The sequence below is a fragment of the Exiguobacterium aestuarii genome, assembly GCF_020171655.1.
GTDB classification, from domain to species: Bacteria; Bacillota; Bacilli; order Exiguobacteriales; family Exiguobacteriaceae; genus Exiguobacterium; species Exiguobacterium aestuarii_A.
The window spans coordinates 76,326-92,451 of record NZ_JAIVAC010000001.1; the positions used below are offsets into that span (position 1 = coordinate 76,326).

14 protein-coding genes are annotated in these 16,126 nt (G+C 49.0%); 6 read left to right on the top strand and 8 right to left on the bottom strand.

Features of this window, described 5'->3' with window-relative positions:
• Nucleotides 1-36: 36 nt before the first annotated feature.
• From LCM29_RS00410 to ybaK, 6 genes are all read right to left on the bottom strand, one after another.
• Nucleotides 37-1,503: a phytoene desaturase family protein gene (locus LCM29_RS00410; RefSeq protein WP_224860237.1), complete on the bottom strand. Its 1,467-nt coding sequence runs from the start codon at nucleotides 1,501-1,503 to the stop codon at nucleotides 37-39.
• A gap of 30 nt (nucleotides 1,504-1,533) precedes the next feature.
• The gene (locus LCM29_RS00415; RefSeq protein ID WP_224860239.1) at nucleotides 1,534-2,601 is read right to left on the bottom strand and encodes a glycosyltransferase; all 1,068 of its coding nucleotides are present in this window, start codon (nucleotides 2,599-2,601) and stop codon (nucleotides 1,534-1,536) included.
• Nucleotides 2,598-3,296, bottom strand: a complete 699-nt coding sequence (locus LCM29_RS00420; RefSeq protein WP_224860242.1) for a lysophospholipid acyltransferase family protein — start codon at nucleotides 3,294-3,296, stop codon at nucleotides 2,598-2,600. The genes LCM29_RS00415 and LCM29_RS00420 overlap by 4 nt, the downstream gene beginning before the upstream one ends.
• Nucleotides 3,262-4,011: a carotenoid biosynthesis protein gene (locus LCM29_RS00425; protein WP_224860244.1), complete on the bottom strand. Its 750-nt coding sequence runs from the start codon at nucleotides 4,009-4,011 to the stop codon at nucleotides 3,262-3,264. Before LCM29_RS00425 ends, LCM29_RS00420 begins: the two co-directional genes overlap by 35 nt.
• Nucleotides 4,012-4,100: 89 nt before the next feature.
• Complete coding sequence (gene pssA, locus LCM29_RS00430; RefSeq protein WP_214747683.1) at nucleotides 4,101-4,799, bottom strand: CDP-diacylglycerol--serine O-phosphatidyltransferase; 699 nt, start codon at nucleotides 4,797-4,799, stop codon at nucleotides 4,101-4,103.
• 19 nt (nucleotides 4,800-4,818) lie between these two features.
• Nucleotides 4,819-5,283, bottom strand: a complete 465-nt coding sequence (gene ybaK, locus LCM29_RS00435; RefSeq protein WP_214761060.1) for a Cys-tRNA(Pro) deacylase — start codon at nucleotides 5,281-5,283, stop codon at nucleotides 4,819-4,821.
• Nucleotides 5,284-5,428: 145 nt separating this feature from the next.
• On the opposite strand from ybaK, the gene LCM29_RS00440 reads away from it, so the two are divergent.
• Nucleotides 5,429-6,169, top strand: a complete 741-nt coding sequence (locus tag LCM29_RS00440) for an enoyl-CoA hydratase/isomerase family protein (RefSeq protein WP_224860246.1) — start codon at nucleotides 5,429-5,431, stop codon at nucleotides 6,167-6,169.
• A gap of 23 nt (nucleotides 6,170-6,192) precedes the next feature.
• On the opposite strand, the gene LCM29_RS00445 is transcribed toward LCM29_RS00440, so the two are convergent.
• The gene (locus LCM29_RS00445; RefSeq protein ID WP_211781580.1) at nucleotides 6,193-7,551 is read right to left on the bottom strand and encodes an MATE family efflux transporter; all 1,359 of its coding nucleotides are present in this window, start codon (nucleotides 7,549-7,551) and stop codon (nucleotides 6,193-6,195) included.
• A 159-nt stretch (nucleotides 7,552-7,710) separates the two neighbouring features.
• Nucleotides 7,711-9,495 (bottom strand): glycoside hydrolase family 13 protein, encoded by a 1,785-nt coding sequence (locus tag LCM29_RS00450; protein WP_214785375.1) that lies wholly within the window; start codon nucleotides 9,493-9,495, stop codon nucleotides 7,711-7,713.
• A 370-nt stretch (nucleotides 9,496-9,865) separates the two neighbouring features.
• Between LCM29_RS00450 and LCM29_RS00455 the strand changes: the two genes are divergently transcribed.
• The 5 genes from LCM29_RS00455 (at nucleotide 9,866) to LCM29_RS00475 (ending at nucleotide 16,061) form a co-directional block, all read left to right on the top strand.
• The gene (locus LCM29_RS00455; protein WP_214875219.1) at nucleotides 9,866-11,131 is read left to right on the top strand and encodes an extracellular solute-binding protein; all 1,266 of its coding nucleotides are present in this window, start codon (nucleotides 9,866-9,868) and stop codon (nucleotides 11,129-11,131) included.
• Nucleotides 11,132-11,236: 105 nt separating this feature from the next.
• The gene (locus tag LCM29_RS00460) at nucleotides 11,237-12,589 is read left to right on the top strand and encodes a sugar ABC transporter permease (protein WP_214875220.1); all 1,353 of its coding nucleotides are present in this window, start codon (nucleotides 11,237-11,239) and stop codon (nucleotides 12,587-12,589) included.
• Between the two features lies 1 nt (nucleotide 12,590).
• Nucleotides 12,591-13,424 carry a sugar ABC transporter permease gene (locus LCM29_RS00465; protein WP_074037639.1) on the top strand — a complete coding sequence of 278 codons (834 nt, stop codon included), beginning with the start codon at nucleotides 12,591-12,593 and terminating at the stop codon, nucleotides 13,422-13,424.
• A 23-nt stretch (nucleotides 13,425-13,447) separates the two neighbouring features.
• Nucleotides 13,448-14,950 carry an alpha-amylase family glycosyl hydrolase gene (locus LCM29_RS00470; protein WP_224860248.1) on the top strand — a complete coding sequence of 501 codons (1,503 nt, stop codon included), beginning with the start codon at nucleotides 13,448-13,450 and terminating at the stop codon, nucleotides 14,948-14,950.
• 55 nt (nucleotides 14,951-15,005) lie between these two features.
• Nucleotides 15,006-16,061 (top strand): LacI family DNA-binding transcriptional regulator, encoded by a 1,056-nt coding sequence (locus tag LCM29_RS00475; RefSeq protein WP_224860250.1) that lies wholly within the window; start codon nucleotides 15,006-15,008, stop codon nucleotides 16,059-16,061.
• The last annotated feature ends 65 nt before the right edge of the window (nucleotides 16,062-16,126 follow it).

A 16,126-nucleotide genomic window follows, 5' to 3' on the forward strand; every position in this document is an offset into this window, starting at 1 on the left:
TGTCGACAAGTGTCGAAACTCGCGTTCACAAAATGTTCATATTGTCAGAGGTATGTCCTCTAACATCGATCGTGCCGCGAATTGTCCTGAAAGCGTGACCATCGGGCTCCCTCCTCCAGGATGGGTCGAACCACCTGCAAACCAGATGTTCGACACGTCCGTCGAGCGGGCTGCCGGTCTAAAGAATGCACCTTTTTTCGAGTTGGCCGACGTGCCATAAAGAGCACCGTAATAGGCATAAAAGTCACGACTCAAATCTTGTGGTGTCACGCGTCGATGGAAGAGGACTTCCTCATCTTCCCAATCGACACCGAACGCGCGCAACCGACGACGAATCAAATGCTCATACGTATCGGCATCAATATCAGTCAAATGAGCTGGGGCATTGACGAGGATGAACAGGTTGTCACCTGCCTCACCCATCGATGGGTCAGTTGCGGATGAATTGGAGATATAGATGGTCGGCTCGTCTGCATAGCGTTCTTCTTGGAAGAGTGCCTTAAATTCTCGCTCGTAGTCGTCAGAGAAATAGACGTTATGATGAGCAAGTTTCAAGCGTTTCGATAACCCGATCATTAACACGAATGCAGAGATGGACGGCTCGACTGTATCGCGAGTCGGGACCGGGAAAGAAGGACGGTCTTTCGCATCGACAAGTCGAGGATATTGTGTGAGCAGCTCGCCATTGAGCAGAACAGCATCGCAAGAGATGACTTCTTTGTCATCAACGACGACTTCATGGGCTTTCCCGTTCAAGACTTCAATTTTCGTCACTTCGTGTCCGAGTCGGAACGTCACGCCAAGTTCACTCGCTCGCTTCGCAAACCCTTTGGCGATGTTCCAGTTGCCTCCCTTGGCGAAATAGACCCCTTCATTCAATTCTAAATGAGAGATGAGTGCGAACGTGCCAGGTGTCACGTATGGGCTACTGCCGATGTATGTCGCATATCGGTCGAGTGCTTGGATGATGCGCTTGTCTTTGAAGTATTTCTGATGAAGGGCATGCAGACTTTGCAGCGGGTGTACTTTTACCATGTCCGCCCAAAGACCGGGATCTAATTTTGTCTCCATACGAGTGAAGAAGCGTTCGTTCGCAATTCGGAACAACTTCTCTGCTTCATCTAAATAAGCTTGTAATTGATTTTTCTTCATTTGATCATTCGTCAAGCGTCGCACTTCCAACTCGAGCTGTGCCCGGTCGGCGCTAAATGTGAACGAGGAACCGTCTGAATAATGATTGACGGTATGTTGATCGAGTTTGATCAATTCAAAATAGTCATCTGGATTGGCACCGCTGTTTCGGATGACGGAACGAAACACATCTGGCATCGTGATAGTGTTCGGACCGAAGTCGAAACGGTGCCCGTCAGTGATGACGGGCATGAGTTTTCCGCCGACATGTTCATTCTTCTCAATGACCGTGACGTCATAGCCGTGTGTGGCGAGCGTGACGGCAGCGCTCAGTCCACCTAACCCGGCTCCAATGACAACAATTTGCTTCATAAATTTGTCCCCCTTAAGTAAGACGCTCGATTAGGAATAATGGCGACCTTTCCATGTGATCGGTAGACGTCTCCATTTACGGATGACGGCGTTCCCGAGTAAGGTCAGATAAGCGATTAAACTGAGTGGATGCAACCATGTACCGGATCCATGAGATTTTATGTCGACAGCAAGTCGGGCGAGGAGTACGAAGAGCGCCGCACTGATCGTTTGCCAATTTGGTGAAAATAGCCATGCGAACATGGCTGTCAACTGAATCCCGTAATACGTCAAGAAGTACAAGGCGAGTCCTACTGATTCATTCATTCCCTTGAATACGTTTTTTGAAAACCCGCTCCATACTTCTTCATTCGTCTCATACATATCACAAGAGATGAACGGGGCGACTTGAACGAGTGACGTCACTTTTTGATGACGTTTGAACGTACGACATAAATCAATGTCATCAATCAACGATGAACGGATTGCAGCGTGCCCACCGATCTCTTCGTAACTATTTCGTTCGACAAATACATTCATTCCGTTCGCTGCCGCGAATGCTGGGTGTTTCACTTTTCGCCAGAACAAAGGCAGGTGTTGGGCGATGAGCACATGTTGCATCGGAATCAACAATTTCCCGAGAAATGTCGATGTCGGAAATTGTGGGAATCCGGATAGAAAGACAGCCTTTTCACGAGCGAGTGTCGCATGCATGCGGGGGATGAAGCTCGAATCGATGGTGACGTCCGCATCTAAAAAGAGGAGATACGGTTCAGTCGTGCGTGTTGCAAGCTGATGACAGGCATGGACTTTCCCGGCCCAGTCATCAGGCAAAGGGACTCCCTGAATGACGGTGAATCGGGAATCGTCTCCGATTGCGCGATTCAATCGTTCATATGTATCGTCTTCGGAGCGGTCTTCATAAATGTAGACATGAGTATTCTCCGGGATTGCCATTTGTAAATTAGTAATCAATCGGTCGACATGTCGTGACTCGTTCCGCATCGGGATGCATACGGCTGTCGCCGGTGTTTTCCCAGGTTTTGCGAGTGGTCGTAAAAACGCTAGATTCACGAGTGTAAAGATGAGCATGCAGAGGGTCATGAACCAAAGAATCATGAATCTTCCCTCCCGAGTCGGACGAACGTCTCTGTCCATTCGGCTAGATTGCGTCGCGGACGGAACAAAGGAGCATAGGCGGTTGAACGCGTGATGACGTCATGTCTGACATCGTCATACAACTGCTCGAGTGCTTGCGCAATCTCTTGTTTTTGAGCTCTCCGTGCCGACGAGGTCACACTGTGCTTTCGGAATCGAACATAGACAACGGGCTCGGCATGGCTTTCGAATGCATAATACATGGCACATAAATGAAGAGGGCGCTCATTCAGTAACAGGGTCGCCCCCGATTCGATTTCGATGGGACGCATCTCTTGAGGGACTTCTCGACCTTGTGGATACATCCACACCGATTTGCCTGAAGTAAGCAACTCATTCGCATAAGCGAGGGAAGCACGCACATCGGAAAGACTTCCTTTTTTTACAGAGAAGGCCCCAAGGTGACGAAAGAATGGGAAACGGCGCAATCCGTCCTCGTCCATCAACACATGGATGTCATGTCTCAAAAAATGTTCATTCACCATATACATGACGAGTCCATCCCACCAAGCACTGTGCGTACTTAAGATTAAACCAGGTGTTGGGATGTCATCGGTTCGAATAAAAATATTATGAAACGTCGGACGAATCTGACGTTCCCTTACGAACGTTGAGAATACGTTATTGAACCATTTCTTTTTGTGTGACTCGATCATCGCGACCTCTCCTTTCTAAAAAAATCACCCCAGACGTCAGAATGCTCAAGAAGCCGATCCCATAAAGACCTGCGTTCACGGCCGTGACGCCAAAGAGGGCATGAAGCATGACGAACAAGTAAACGCCGTGCTGGATGAACAAGGAATCGACAGCTCTTTCGTGACGCTGCAAAATCCAGGAGAAAATAAGGGATAATCCAAACCATCCAATAAAGTTTTGCGTCGGGATATCATAATACAAGCCGTCATTGGCCCATTCCCAGTAGCCTTTCACGTTTGCCGCCACGGGATCGATTGCCATATCGAGCCATACGGCAAGAATCGGAACGAGCCATAAAATGTTGTTGCGGAATGTGAATAGATGCGCCACAGCGAAACTTGAACCGATCACGGCGAGCCATGCCGCCCCAATCGTGACAGGGACTCCAAATACAGTCGGACCGAATGCCTCGGCATAGACGTATTCGCTGAACGGGAACCCCGTTTTCACGCCGAGAGTCTCGACGGCGATTGAACCGAAGAAAATAAACGGAACAATCCAAACACCTTGTCGAATCCCTTGATAAAGAATCGTTCCGCCGATCGCACCGGCGAGCCATAAAAAGACGGGGTTTGCCCACTCTAGCCAAGGCGGAAGCAGGTCGAATCCAACTAAGATCAATCCAATGAAATACCAAACAAGAAACCATTTCCAAATAAACGGATACACTTTCATTCCATCACCTCTTCTTTCATTCTAAAGCTCATCTCAGTCTTCGTCTAACAAATGCATGTACGAAAAAAGAGCCTCGTCGAACGAGACTCTTAATTGGCCATCCGCTTCCGTCTTTTCACGAAAGAGAAAGCGATGAATAAGACATAAAACGGAACGGCGATGAACCAGAACGTCGGCCATTCTTTCCAACGGGCGAACATCATATACGTCACGTAGACAAGACTGATGGTAATGATGAACGAGTGACGCGGCAGTGGTACATCTTTGAAACTCGGGATGCGGACACGGCTGACCATCAACAGGGCGAGCCCTGTGAAGAAAATTGGTGTCAACAGTTCGCTGACGCGGTCCCCGAACGTCGTGATGACGGCGAGGAGCCCACCGGCGGCCGTAATCGGGACACCGGAGAAGTAACTCGCCGCAACGTTTGTCGCGGACAAGTTGAAGCGAGCGAGGCGGTATGCCCCAAATAGCGGGAAGAGTGCCGCAAAGAACAATCCATAATTGCCGTAATCAATGAAAAACGTATAATAGGCGAGCATCGCCGGTGCGACACCAAACGTGACGATGTCAGCGAGCGAATCTAGCTCTTTCCCGAAGTCTCCAGCGACTCCGAGCATACGGGCGAGGCGCCCGTCCAAGCTATCGAGCATCATCGCGATGATGATTAACAACGTGGCGTTTGAGAAGTCACCACGTGCGGCGTAGACGATTGCGACGACACCACAAAATAAATTTCCGAACGTAAAGGAGTTTGGAATCCACGAGCGGATGCGTTCTTTCCACATAATTTTTCCCCCAGTAAGGTCATTGGCTAAACCAGCGACCGTTTGTGAATTGCAGTAAATCTTCTGGCTTCAACTCGATTTGATAGCCACGTTTCCCGGCAGAGATCGTGATGGTCTCTTTCTCTCTAGCTGCCTCATGCAGGTATACGGGAAACGACTTCTTCGCCCCGATGGGAGAGACGCCACCCCGGATGTATCCGGTCAGTGCCTCGAGCTCTTTCATCGGGACAGGCGATGCTTTCTTCGCTCCCCAAGCTTTCGCGGCTGCCTTCAAATCGATGTCACGTTCTCCAGAAATGAGAAAGAAGGCGTATTGTTTTTTCTCGTTCATGAGACAAATCGTTTTGTACAGTTCATCGAGCGGTTTATGCAACGTCTTTGCGACATGTTTGGCAGAGACATCGGTTTCATCGACTTCATACGTATGATAAGCGAACGGAATCTTCTTTTGTTTCAGTTGCCGAGCGGCGTTTGTCAGTTGCATCTGACTCATCCTTTCGTGACCGACTCCTTTTAGAATAGCAAATCAACCAACTTCACGGCAATTGAACTTCAAAAAACTTTTCAGTAAAGGAAGGAGTTTGACGGAATGGCGAAGAAATGAACAGTGATTCATTTTAGAAGGGGGAATGAAAGTGGAGACGATTCAATTGACGACGCACAATGGGGTAGGGTGGTTGAAACTAAACCGACCTGAAAAGCTGAACGCCTTGAACGAGACGTTGCTACGTGAAATGAAAACGGCAATCGATGAATTTGATCAGGACGACGCGGTTCGTGTCATTGTCCTTGTCGGAGAAGGGCGGGCATTCTCATCTGGACAAGATTTAACGATTGAGAGCGATGCAGATTACGGGGAATATTTAGAAGAGGTATATCATCCACTCGTTCGTGCGCTCTTCTCATGCCGTAAGCCGCTCATCGCCGGAATTCATGGCGTCGTGGCGGGAGCGGGACTCAGTTTGGCACTCGCGGCTGATGTCCGTATCGTCGCCAAGTCGACGAAGTTCAGCTCGGCGTTCATCAAAATCGGATTGGTCGCAGATGCAGGCGGACCGTATCACTTACGTCGACTCATGCGAGACGACCTCGCATTAGATTGGTTGTGGAGTGGCAGTACGATCGACTCGGAGGCAGCGCACACATTCGGACTCGTCACAGAGCTCGTGGAAGATGCGGTGTATACGGAGCGATTGACTTCCTACGCAGAGACACTCGCTGCGAAATCACCGGTCGCTGTTCAAGGGATGAAGGCGCTCATGCGAGCCGCTTCATTTGAGGACGGATTGAATGAAGAAATCGATTGGCAACGAAAGTGTGGGGACACGGACGTACACCGTCAGGCGATGCAGGCATTTTTGATGAAATAAAAAAAGCGGCCGCGGCCGCTTTTTTACGTGGTTGATTTGGCTTCGAACTGGAATCCTTTTTGTTGCCACGTTCCGTACTTCCAACGGCGGAACGCGAAGAAACCGCGGAACCACTCATCGAGAGAGAAGGCGAGCCAAATCCCGAGGATGCCGAGCCCCATTTGAAGACCGAACAAGTAGCTGAACGCTACGGCGACGCCCCACATCGAGGCGATTCCAATCATGACCGGGAAACGGACGTCTCCAACGGACTTCAACGATCCCATCAAGACGATGTTCATGGCGCGACCTGGCTCTAAAATGAGCGTTGCCCATAAGATTGGCACTCCGACCGCGATGATGTCAGGGTTTGACGTGAAGAGCCCGAGTAGCGACTCGCTGAATACCGCCAATCCGAGAGAGGCGACGAACGAGGCGAACATGGCAATCTTCAATGTCTTGACGGCGCGATGATACGCCTCTTTGAAACGTTTGCCCCCGATATCTCGCGCGATCAAGAGTTGTGTTCCTTGCGCGACGGCGACGGTGAACAAGAAGGCGAGCATCGACAAGTTCATGACGTATACCCGTGCGGCGAGGGAAGCTTCTCCCATCGTCGCGATGAAGCCGGTGATGATGATTTGTGAAGCTTGATAAGACAAGTTCTCTCCTGCAGAAGGGACACCGATTTGAAGGAGCGACTGGATGTCGTCTTTCTTAGGACGAATCACTTCTTTTAATGGGAAGCGGATCATTAGCTTTCGTTTGACGAGCCAGAACAACAGTACCATGGCGGCGAATCGTGCGATCACGATGGCCCAAGCGACACCGGCAACGCCAGTGACCGGAAGTCCGAACCAGCCGGTAACGGCAAAGATGGCACCAACAGCAGTGATGATATCAATCAGAAGCGTCGCGAGCATGGCATGTTTCGTCATACCGTGACTTCGTAGAATGGAGCTGAGCGCCATGATGAGTGCTTCGGTGAATAGCGACAAGCCGACGATTTGCAGGAACAACAGCCCGTGTGCAAACAGTTCGTCCGAAAGACCGAACAGGCGTAAAAACGTTTCACCGAACAAGAAGATGACGACGACCATGATCGCACCGAGCCACATGTTCAAACTGACGGCGGAGCGGGCGAAGTCGCGACTCTTCTTCATGCGCCCAGCCCCGATGGCCTGACCGATCAAAATGGTCGCCCCGACAGACGTCACACTGAAGACAATCAAGAACACGTTTAAGATTTGGTTGGCAACCCCGACGGCCGAAGCGGCGGCGTCTGAGTAATGTGCGAGCATCAATGTGGCGATGATCCCGGTTCCCATGTGGAGGGCGAGTTCGATGAAAATCGGCCACGACAGTTTGAACAGGGTGAGCTGTTCCGTTTGTTTCGTCTGCATGTAGTGTATTCTCCCTTTTCTCTATAATTCTTTCTGTTAACTATTTGTTTTGTAAAAATGTCAAAGGTCATCTTACTCCTTATGAAATGAAAAAGAAAGGGATTTGCTAAATTATTTTCAACAAAAAAATCACCCGAAGAAATCAGGTGATTTTCGAAATTATTTCAATTTCAGAATAGCTGCACTAAATGGTGCCAGTTCGATTTCGAGTGACTCGAGATCGCGGTCATGTAACAAGTCGTAGGCGGCGCCACGATAACCGAGCGGACTTAGTTTCGAAGTAGAGTCCGAGTTGTTGAAGTAGACCAAGTACGTCTCATCTTTCGTGCATCGCTCGATGATGACGGCATTGTTGGCGTCGTCGACCAAGTTGAAGCGATACGAGCCGGCGTTCGCGAGTACGGGATGGTCTTTCCGTAGCTGGATGAGCTTTTGAATGTAACGGAAGAGGTTACGATCTTCTTCGGCTTCGTCCCACGGCATGCAGCGACGGCAGCCCGGGTCTTGTTCTCCCTCGAGTCCGATTTCATCCCCATAGTAAATACACGGGCTACCGGTGTACGTGAGCATCGAAGTCATCAAGAGCTTGAATTTTCCTTTATGACCTTTCGCCCGCGTCAACGCGCGTGGCGTATCATGTGAGTCGATCAAGTTGAACGTGACTTCGTTAACGTTCATCGTGTTCATCATCTCGACGCGCGTCAATTCGTTGCGGAACTCAGAAGCCGTCGTCCGATCGAGTGCGAAATAGTTCAAGCTCGCGTTCGTGAACGGATAGTTCATGACGGCATCGAACTGGTCGCCTTGTAGCCAAGGTTGCGCGTCGTGCCAAATTTCCCCGAGGATGTAGGCTTCCGGGTTCGCTTGCTTGACGGCTTTTCGGAAGTCACGCCAGAACGCATGATCAACTTCGTTGGCGACGTCTAGGCGCCATCCGTCGATGCCAAATTCTTCGACCCAGTAACGGGCGACATCTAATAAGTAAGCTTTCAACTCTGGATGCTCCGTATTGATCTTCGGCATGTTCTTTTCGAATGCGAACGTATCGTAGTTCGGCTTCGGCTCCGTCACGATTGGGAATTCACGGAGATAGAACCAATCGCGATACTCAGACGCCGGACCGTTCTCGACGACATCTTGGAACCATGGGTGGTGATATCCGACATGATTGAAGACGGCATCGAGCATGACCTTGATGCCATTCTCGTGCAAGAGGTCGACCATTTCTTTAAATTTCTCTTTCGTCCCGAACTGCGGATCGATTTCCATATAGTCGAGCGTATCGTACTTGTGGTTCGTCGTCGCTTTAAAGATCGGGCAGAAATAGATGCCGGTAATCCCGAGTTCGACCAAGTGGTCGATATGGTCGATCACCCCTTGGAAATCCCCACCGAAGAAGTTTGTGATTGTCGGCTCTGTCGAGTTCCATGGCAGTGTCTCTTCTGGATTAAGTGAAGCATCTCCATTAGCGAAGCGATCCGGGAAGATTTGATACCAAACCGTGTCCTTCACCCATGATGGTGCGTGGAAGATATCAATTGGATTGATGAACGGGACACAGAAGTAATAGCCCGTGTCATCGAGCGGTTTTTCTTCGAACCATCCTTTTTCGGTATAGACGGCCGTCTCTTGTCCATCATTTAAACGGAAGCCGTAACGTAGACGTCGGAACGGTGGCTTGATGGCAATGAACCAGTAGTCATAAGCGTCGTCAAAACCGATTTTCTCCATTGGAGTCTCGTATGTACGCCAGTAGCTCGGCTTGTCCGGGTCAAAATTCCACATGGCCGGGTCTTCAGAATGCCAATCGTAAGGGTCGTTCCAAATCAAATCGACCGATTCAATATCTCCACGTTTCGTATGAAAACGGATGTGGATCGTCTCACGGTCATATTTGTAAACGAACGGGGACATGGCACGATGATAAATCGCTTCTTTCATCATAAGGAAAACATTCCTTTCTTTATAGGGGATGACATCATTTTACAACACTGTGAATCAAAGAGAATAGGTGTTGCGAAAACGTTTGCTCAAGCAAAGGTTAATAAAGCGTTTACATTTTGTCAATTGCTGAAACTCATAAAAAGTGAAGATTTGAGAACAAAATTTTATAAATTACATAAATGGGTCAACAGACGTAAAAAAAGTGTAAAAAAAGACTTGTAAAACGCTTTCACAAATGTATAATAAAAATTGAGGTGAGGATGCAAACGTTTTCACTACCGTGTCAATTTCGTAGCGGAGTTTTAAAATTGACGTGGTCGTGCGATTGCGCAAATCTGACCATACTATTTCCTTGGGGAGGTTTTTCATCATGAAGATGAAAAAAATGGTAGCAGGACTTTCAACAGCAGTATTTGCATTCGGTGCACTTGCTGCATGTGGTGGCGGAACAGACAACGGATCTTCTAACGAAGGTGGTTCTTCAAGCGAGAACAAACCTGAAAAGATCGTCATCTGGGAAGACATCGAAAAGTCTGAAACAACGAAAGAAGTTGCGAAGGCGTTCGAAGAAGAGCATGGCGTAAAAGTTGAAGTCGTCGAAGTACAGATGACAGACCAAAAAGACAAGCTTGCGCTTGACGGTCCAGCTGGTAAAGGTCCAGACATCGTTCTCGTACCACACGACCAAATCGGTACAATCGCTGACCAAGGTCACTTGGCTCCAATCGCTGACGAAGGATCACTTGACGCATTCACAGACGCTGCGAAATCAGCTGTCATGTTCGATGGTCAAGCTTATGGATATCCAAAATCAGTTGAGACACCAGTTCTCATGTACAACAAAGATTTGATGGCTGAAGCGCCAGCATCAATGGACGACCTCTACAAGTTGTCAAACGATGTGAAAGCTGACGGCGAGTACGGATTCCTCGCACTTTGGGATAACTTCTACTTCGCACACGGTGTTGTCGCTGGATTCGGCGGATACGTGTTCAAAGAGGACGGTGGCGCACTCGACCCATCTGACATCGGTTTAAACAACGAAGGCGCAGTTGAAGGATTCGAATATATCGGTAAATGGTATCAAGAAGGCCTCTTCCCTAAAGGATTGATCGGTGAGTCTGGTGGCCAAGCGATGGACCAACTCTTCACTGAGAAGAAAGCACATTCAGTCATGAACGGACCATGGGCTGTAGCTGGTTACACAGATGCGGGCGTAAACCTCGGAGCGGCTCCTATGCCAACACTTCCGAACGGTGAGCCAATCAAGACGTTCATGGGTGTGAAAACATATGCCCTTTCAGCTTACACAGAAAACCAAGAGTGGGCTGAAATGTTCCTTCAAGAGTTGACGAATGAAGAAAACGCATTGGCAATGTTTGAAGCATACAACGAAATCCCACCAGTAGCAGCACTCGAGTCGAACGAAACAATCACGTCGAACGAAGTTGCGAAAGCGGTATTCGACCAAGCGACAAACGCAATCCCAATGCCGAACATTCCTGAAATGGGACAAGTTTGGGAGCCAATGGCACAAGCACTTCAGCTTGTAGCTACTGGTAAACAAGATGCACAAAAATCTGCAGACGATGCAGTGAAAGTCATCGAGCAACAAATCCAAGCAAACAACCAATAAGGAATTGAAATGACGGGGTGCGCCACATGGCGTTCCCCCTCATTTTCTAGCATTGAGCAAACGTTTGCTTGATTGATTTGCTCAAATCGAAAGGAGAAACTGAGGATGGCTGCAATTGCGAACCCTAAAACACCGGACCAACGCCCGGACAAGCCTACAAACCATGCTCGGAACGCGGGACTACTTTCCATCATTCCGGGACTCGGACAGTTATATAACAAACAATACGCGAAGGCGGTAGCGTTCTTTATCATCGTCGTATCTTATTTTGCCGTAAACTATGATCTATTTTTCAAAGGGGCGGGCGCCGGACCAGGTGACCGTGGAGGACTTTGGGGATTGATCACGCTTGGTGAAGTGCCAGGACCTCGTAACGACCACTCCATCTTCTTGATGGTCGAGGGGATTGTCGCGTTAATTTTACTTTTCTTCGGAATCGCGTTCTATGTTTGGAACATTCGTGACGCCTATCGTGTCGGTCGCGCTCGTGATCAGCATCTAAACCTTCCATCGTTCCAAATGCAACTTCGCAACTTGCGTGACCATGGATTCCCATACTTAATGTTAATCCCATCACTCATTTTGTTAGTGTTTACCGTTATTCTTCCATTGATCTTTACGTTCTTGATCGCCTTCACGAACTATCGCTATAACAACGCACCACCAGCGAAACTCGTCGAATGGGTCGGATTCGAGAACTTCACGCGTATTTTTGAAATCGATATCTTCCGTGACACGTTCGTCGGGGTACTCGGCTGGACGCTTGTCTGGACGGTCGCTTCAACGACAGGTGTTATCGCAATCGGGATCTTCCTTGCGGTACTCTTGAACCAAGAAGGTCTTCGTTTCCGTCGCTTGTTCCGCTCAATCTTGATTCTTTCTTGGGCAGTTCCAGCATTCATCACGATCTTGATCTTCCGTTCGATGTTCAACGAATCGTTCGGGGTATTCAATACGACGATCTTGCCGGCACTCGGTCTTGACCCAGTCAACTGGATGACCGATCCGACGGCGACACGAACAGCACTCGTTCTCATTCAATGGTGGCTCGGATTCCCGTTCATCATGACGCTTATGACAGGTGTCCTTCAGTCGATTCCTGGTGACTTGTATGAAGCGGCGACAATCGATGGGGCGACCATCTTTGATAAGTTCCGTTTGATCACATTGCCGATGCTCTTGTTCGCAACTGCACCGATCTTGATCACGCAGTTCACGTTCAACTTTAATAACTTCAACATCATTTATCTCTTTAATGGCGGTGGCCCTGCTGTACCTGGACAAACGGCCGGCGGTACCGACATCTTGATTTCTTGGATTTACAAATTGTCTCTCGGTGCCAACCCGCAATACGGACTTGCGGCTGCGATCACACTCATCTTGTCATTCTTCATCATGACACTTGCCGTGATCCAGTTCCGTCGGACAAAATCTTTCAAAGACGAGGATATGATCTGATATGAAAAAACAAAAACGAATCAATTTGGCGATCTCGTATGTCATCTTGACGCTTGCGTCGATCATCATTCTCTATCCGATGCTTTGGGTTGTCGGTACATCATTCAACCCGGGGCGTACGATTACGTCAACGATTATTCCAGCGAACCCGACGTTTATTCACTATAAAAACTTGTTTGACCTAACGATTTCGGATTATAGTTTATGGTATGTGAACACGTTGAAAATCGCTTTCATCACGATGGCGCTCTCTGTCGTCTTGGTGACGATTACTGGTTACGTCTTCTCACGCTACCGTTTCGTCGGACGGAAGAACTCACTCGTCTTGTTCCTTGTCCTTCAAATGGTGCCACAGTTCGTTGCGATCATCGCGATTTATGTATTGCTCAACATGCTCAACCTTCTTGACACACATACAGCGCTCATCTTGCTCTATGCAGGTGGTGCGATTCCGATGAACACGTACTTGGCGAAAGGGTACTTCGACACGATTCCAAAAGAACTTGACGAAGCTGCCCGCATGGATGGTGCAGGTCACCTCCGAATCTTCTGGCAAATTATTTTGCCACTTGCGAAGCCGATTGTCGCAACGATTGCTCTCTTTAACTTCATGGGACCATTCAACGACTTTATCTTGGCATCGCTCGTCCTTCGTTCACCAGAGAAACAAACATTGGCAGTTGGTCTTTACAACATGATCTCGAAACAGTTCGATAATAACTTCACGTTATTCGCGGCGGGTGCGGTTCTTTCAGCCCTTCCGATCGTCATCTTGTTCTTCATGTTCCAACGCTACTTCGTTTCTGGCCTTACAGCGGGTGGTACGAAAGGATAATACTCGTAAAAGGAGGAAGCGATATGAGGCGAGGCGTCGTGCTCGTGCTCCTGTCGCTTCTTTTGTTTCCGACAATCGTCGGTGCAAAGGAAGCTGCTACTTGGGAACAAGAACGCATGTATTTTATTATGGTCGACCGATTTGTTGACGGGAACCCGGACAACAATGAGCAAGTCGACAAAGATGATCCGAAAGCGTTTCATGGCGGAGACATCCGTGGGGTCATCGAAAAGCTCGATTATATCGAGTCACTCGGCTTCACATCGATTTGGTTGACACCCGTTTTTGAAAATATGCCGGACGGCTATCACGGGTATTGGATTAAAGATTTTTATAACATCGACCCGCAATTCGGGACGAAAGAAGATTTACAAGAACTTGTCGCGGAAGCACACAAGCGAGACATGAAAGTCATTCTCGATTTCGTCGTCAACCACGTCGGCCCGAACCATCCATGGGTGGAAGAAAAACCGGAATGGTTCCACGAACAGTTGCCGATCGTATTCTGGAAAGATCAGGAGCAGGTCGAGACGCACTGGTTATTCGACTTACCGGACTTTAAGACAGAGGACCCGGAAGTCAAATCGTATTTGATCGACGCGGCGAAGTACTGGATCGAAGAGACAGATATCGATGGTTACCGTCTCGACACGGTCCGTCACGTCGATAAGGCGTTCTGGAAAGACTTTGTCGAAGGTGTTCGGTCGGTCGACCCAGACTTTTACTTACTCGCTGAAGTATTTGACCCAGACCCACAATACGTTGCGAAGTATGACGACCTCGGGTTCAACAGCATCACGAACTTTACATTCTACGACCGTGTATCAAAAACGATGACGCAACAGCAGGCGAACGTCGATGAGATCGATGTTGCCGCAAGCTATGCCGAAACGTTCTTTAACGACCCGAATCAAATGGCGACGTTCCTCGATAACCATGATGTCGAACGGTTCATGCATATGGCTGAACTCGGCGGCGTGGAATCGGCGGAACGACGGTTACGTCTTGGGTTGTTCGCACTCTATGCGTCACCGGGTATGCCAATCGTCTTCCAAGGAACAGAAAATGCACAGACAGGTGGAGCCGACCCGGCGAACCGTGTCATGACTGAATTCCCGGGAAATGAAGAGTTACACGAATACGTCGCAACGATGAACCGCATGCGTGAAGAGTATCCTGTTTTTGCGACAGGTGAACAGCGTATGATTGCATCGGAGGATGGAATGGCCGTCTTTGAACGTAAAGACGGAAATGACGTCGCGTTATATGCGATCAACATGAACAGTGAGGATCGAGAGATTGAGATCGAGGTCAGTGAAATCGGGGAAGATACAAGACTTCGTGGTCTATTATTCTCACAACTGGTCACAGATCAACGCGGAACGTTTACAATTGAACTGTCTGGCGAAAGTGCGAACGCTTACATTGTTGAGGAGTCATCGGTAAATCCGTGGATGATGGGCTTACTCGTCATCACGATTCCGATTTTCTTGACAGGTTTGGTCATGTGGAAGCGCCGCAAATAAAGATATGACACGCCGAAAGGCACGAATTGAATTCACGGAAGCAGGGGGGAACACCATGCAAATCACAATTAAAGATGTTGCGAAGCACGCGAACGTCGCACCGTCGACGGTATCTCGCGTCATCGCCAACAGTCCAAGAATCAGTCAGAAGACAAAAGAACGGGTCAGAAGCTCGATGGAAGAGCTCGGTTATCATCCGAACATTCATGCGAGAAGTCTTGCCAACCGCTCGACACAGTCGATTGGTCTCGTTATGCCGAGCGCGGCAACAAAGACTCTCCAAAACCCATTCTTCCCAGAGGTATTGCGAGGAATCAGCACGAAGGCGCATCAAAACGGTTATTCACTCTATATGACGACCGGTGTGACAGAAGAAGAGGTATTGTCGGGTGTGATCGAGATGGTACAAGGACGCCGTGTCGACGGTGTCATCGTCCTCTATTCACGTGAAGACGACCAAGTCGTCCAATATTTGCGACAGACGAAGTTTCCGTTCGTCGTGGTCGGGAAGCCGTTCGGGGACGCTTCTTCGATTACTTACGTCGATACGGACAACTATTTGGCCGGACGCGAAGTGACGAAGCACCTCTATAATCTAGGTCACCGTCGCATCGCCTTCATCGGGGGATCGGACAAACTCGCCGTGACACAAGACCGCCGAAACGGATACGCTACGGCTCTCATGGAAGCGGGTATCCCGGTATGTGAGGACTATATCGCCCGGGCCGAGTTCATGACGAAAGGCGGCGCAAAAGCCGTCCGTGAGTTGCTTCAAAATGAAGAGCCACCGACAGCTGTCGTCGTCAGTGATGACATGATGGCACTCGGGGTCATCAGTACACTCAGTGAGATGGGACTCAAGATTCCAGAAGATGTAGCTGTCGTCAGTTTCAATAACGTCTACATCGCCGAGCACTCGAACCCGCCGCTCACTTCGGTCGAAATCAATATTTTCGGTCTCGGCTTTGAGGCGACAAATTGCTTGATTGAACAAATTAGCGATAATGCCCCACCATACGGAAAACGCGTCATTGTTCCACACTATTTGGTCGTTCGCCAATCATGTGGACAGAAAAAGAGTAAAGTGGAGACGCTCGAATCAAATTCTTAATCATCTAGACGATCTCGCGAGGAGCGAGGTCGTCTTTTGCATATCCTGTTGATTGAAGTCGCCTG

What these genes read in the sequence shown, in the direction of transcription:
- LCM29_RS00410 (WP_224860237.1), bottom strand. Translation starts at nt 1,503, where the DNA reads ATGAAGCAAATTGTTGTCATTGGAGCCGGGTTAGGTGGACTGAGCGCT.
- LCM29_RS00415 (WP_224860239.1), bottom strand. Translation starts at nt 2,601, where the DNA reads ATGATTCTTTGGTTCATGACCCTCTGCATGCTCATCTTTACACTCGTG.
- LCM29_RS00420 (WP_224860242.1), bottom strand. Translation starts at nt 3,296, where the DNA reads ATGATCGAGTCACACAAAAAGAAATGGTTCAATAACGTATTCTCAACG.
- LCM29_RS00425 (WP_224860244.1), bottom strand. Translation starts at nt 4,011, where the DNA reads ATGAAAGTGTATCCGTTTATTTGGAAATGGTTTCTTGTTTGGTATTTC.
- pssA (WP_214747683.1), bottom strand. Translation starts at nt 4,799, where the DNA reads ATGTGGAAAGAACGCATCCGCTCGTGGATTCCAAACTCCTTTACGTTC.
- ybaK (WP_214761060.1), bottom strand. Translation starts at nt 5,283, where the DNA reads ATGCAACTGACAAACGCCGCTCGGCAACTGAAACAAAAGAAGATTCCG.
- LCM29_RS00440 (WP_224860246.1), top strand. Translation starts at nt 5,429, where the DNA reads ATGAAAGTGGAGACGATTCAATTGACGACGCACAATGGGGTAGGGTGG.
- LCM29_RS00445 (WP_211781580.1), bottom strand. Translation starts at nt 7,551, where the DNA reads ATGCAGACGAAACAAACGGAACAGCTCACCCTGTTCAAACTGTCGTGG.
- LCM29_RS00450 (WP_214785375.1), bottom strand. Translation starts at nt 9,495, where the DNA reads ATGATGAAAGAAGCGATTTATCATCGTGCCATGTCCCCGTTCGTTTAC.
- LCM29_RS00455 (WP_214875219.1), top strand. Translation starts at nt 9,866, where the DNA reads ATGAAGATGAAAAAAATGGTAGCAGGACTTTCAACAGCAGTATTTGCA.
- LCM29_RS00460 (WP_214875220.1), top strand. Translation starts at nt 11,237, where the DNA reads ATGGCTGCAATTGCGAACCCTAAAACACCGGACCAACGCCCGGACAAG.
- LCM29_RS00465 (WP_074037639.1), top strand. Translation starts at nt 12,591, where the DNA reads ATGAAAAAACAAAAACGAATCAATTTGGCGATCTCGTATGTCATCTTG.
- LCM29_RS00470 (WP_224860248.1), top strand. Translation starts at nt 13,448, where the DNA reads ATGAGGCGAGGCGTCGTGCTCGTGCTCCTGTCGCTTCTTTTGTTTCCG.
- LCM29_RS00475 (WP_224860250.1), top strand. Translation starts at nt 15,006, where the DNA reads ATGCAAATCACAATTAAAGATGTTGCGAAGCACGCGAACGTCGCACCG.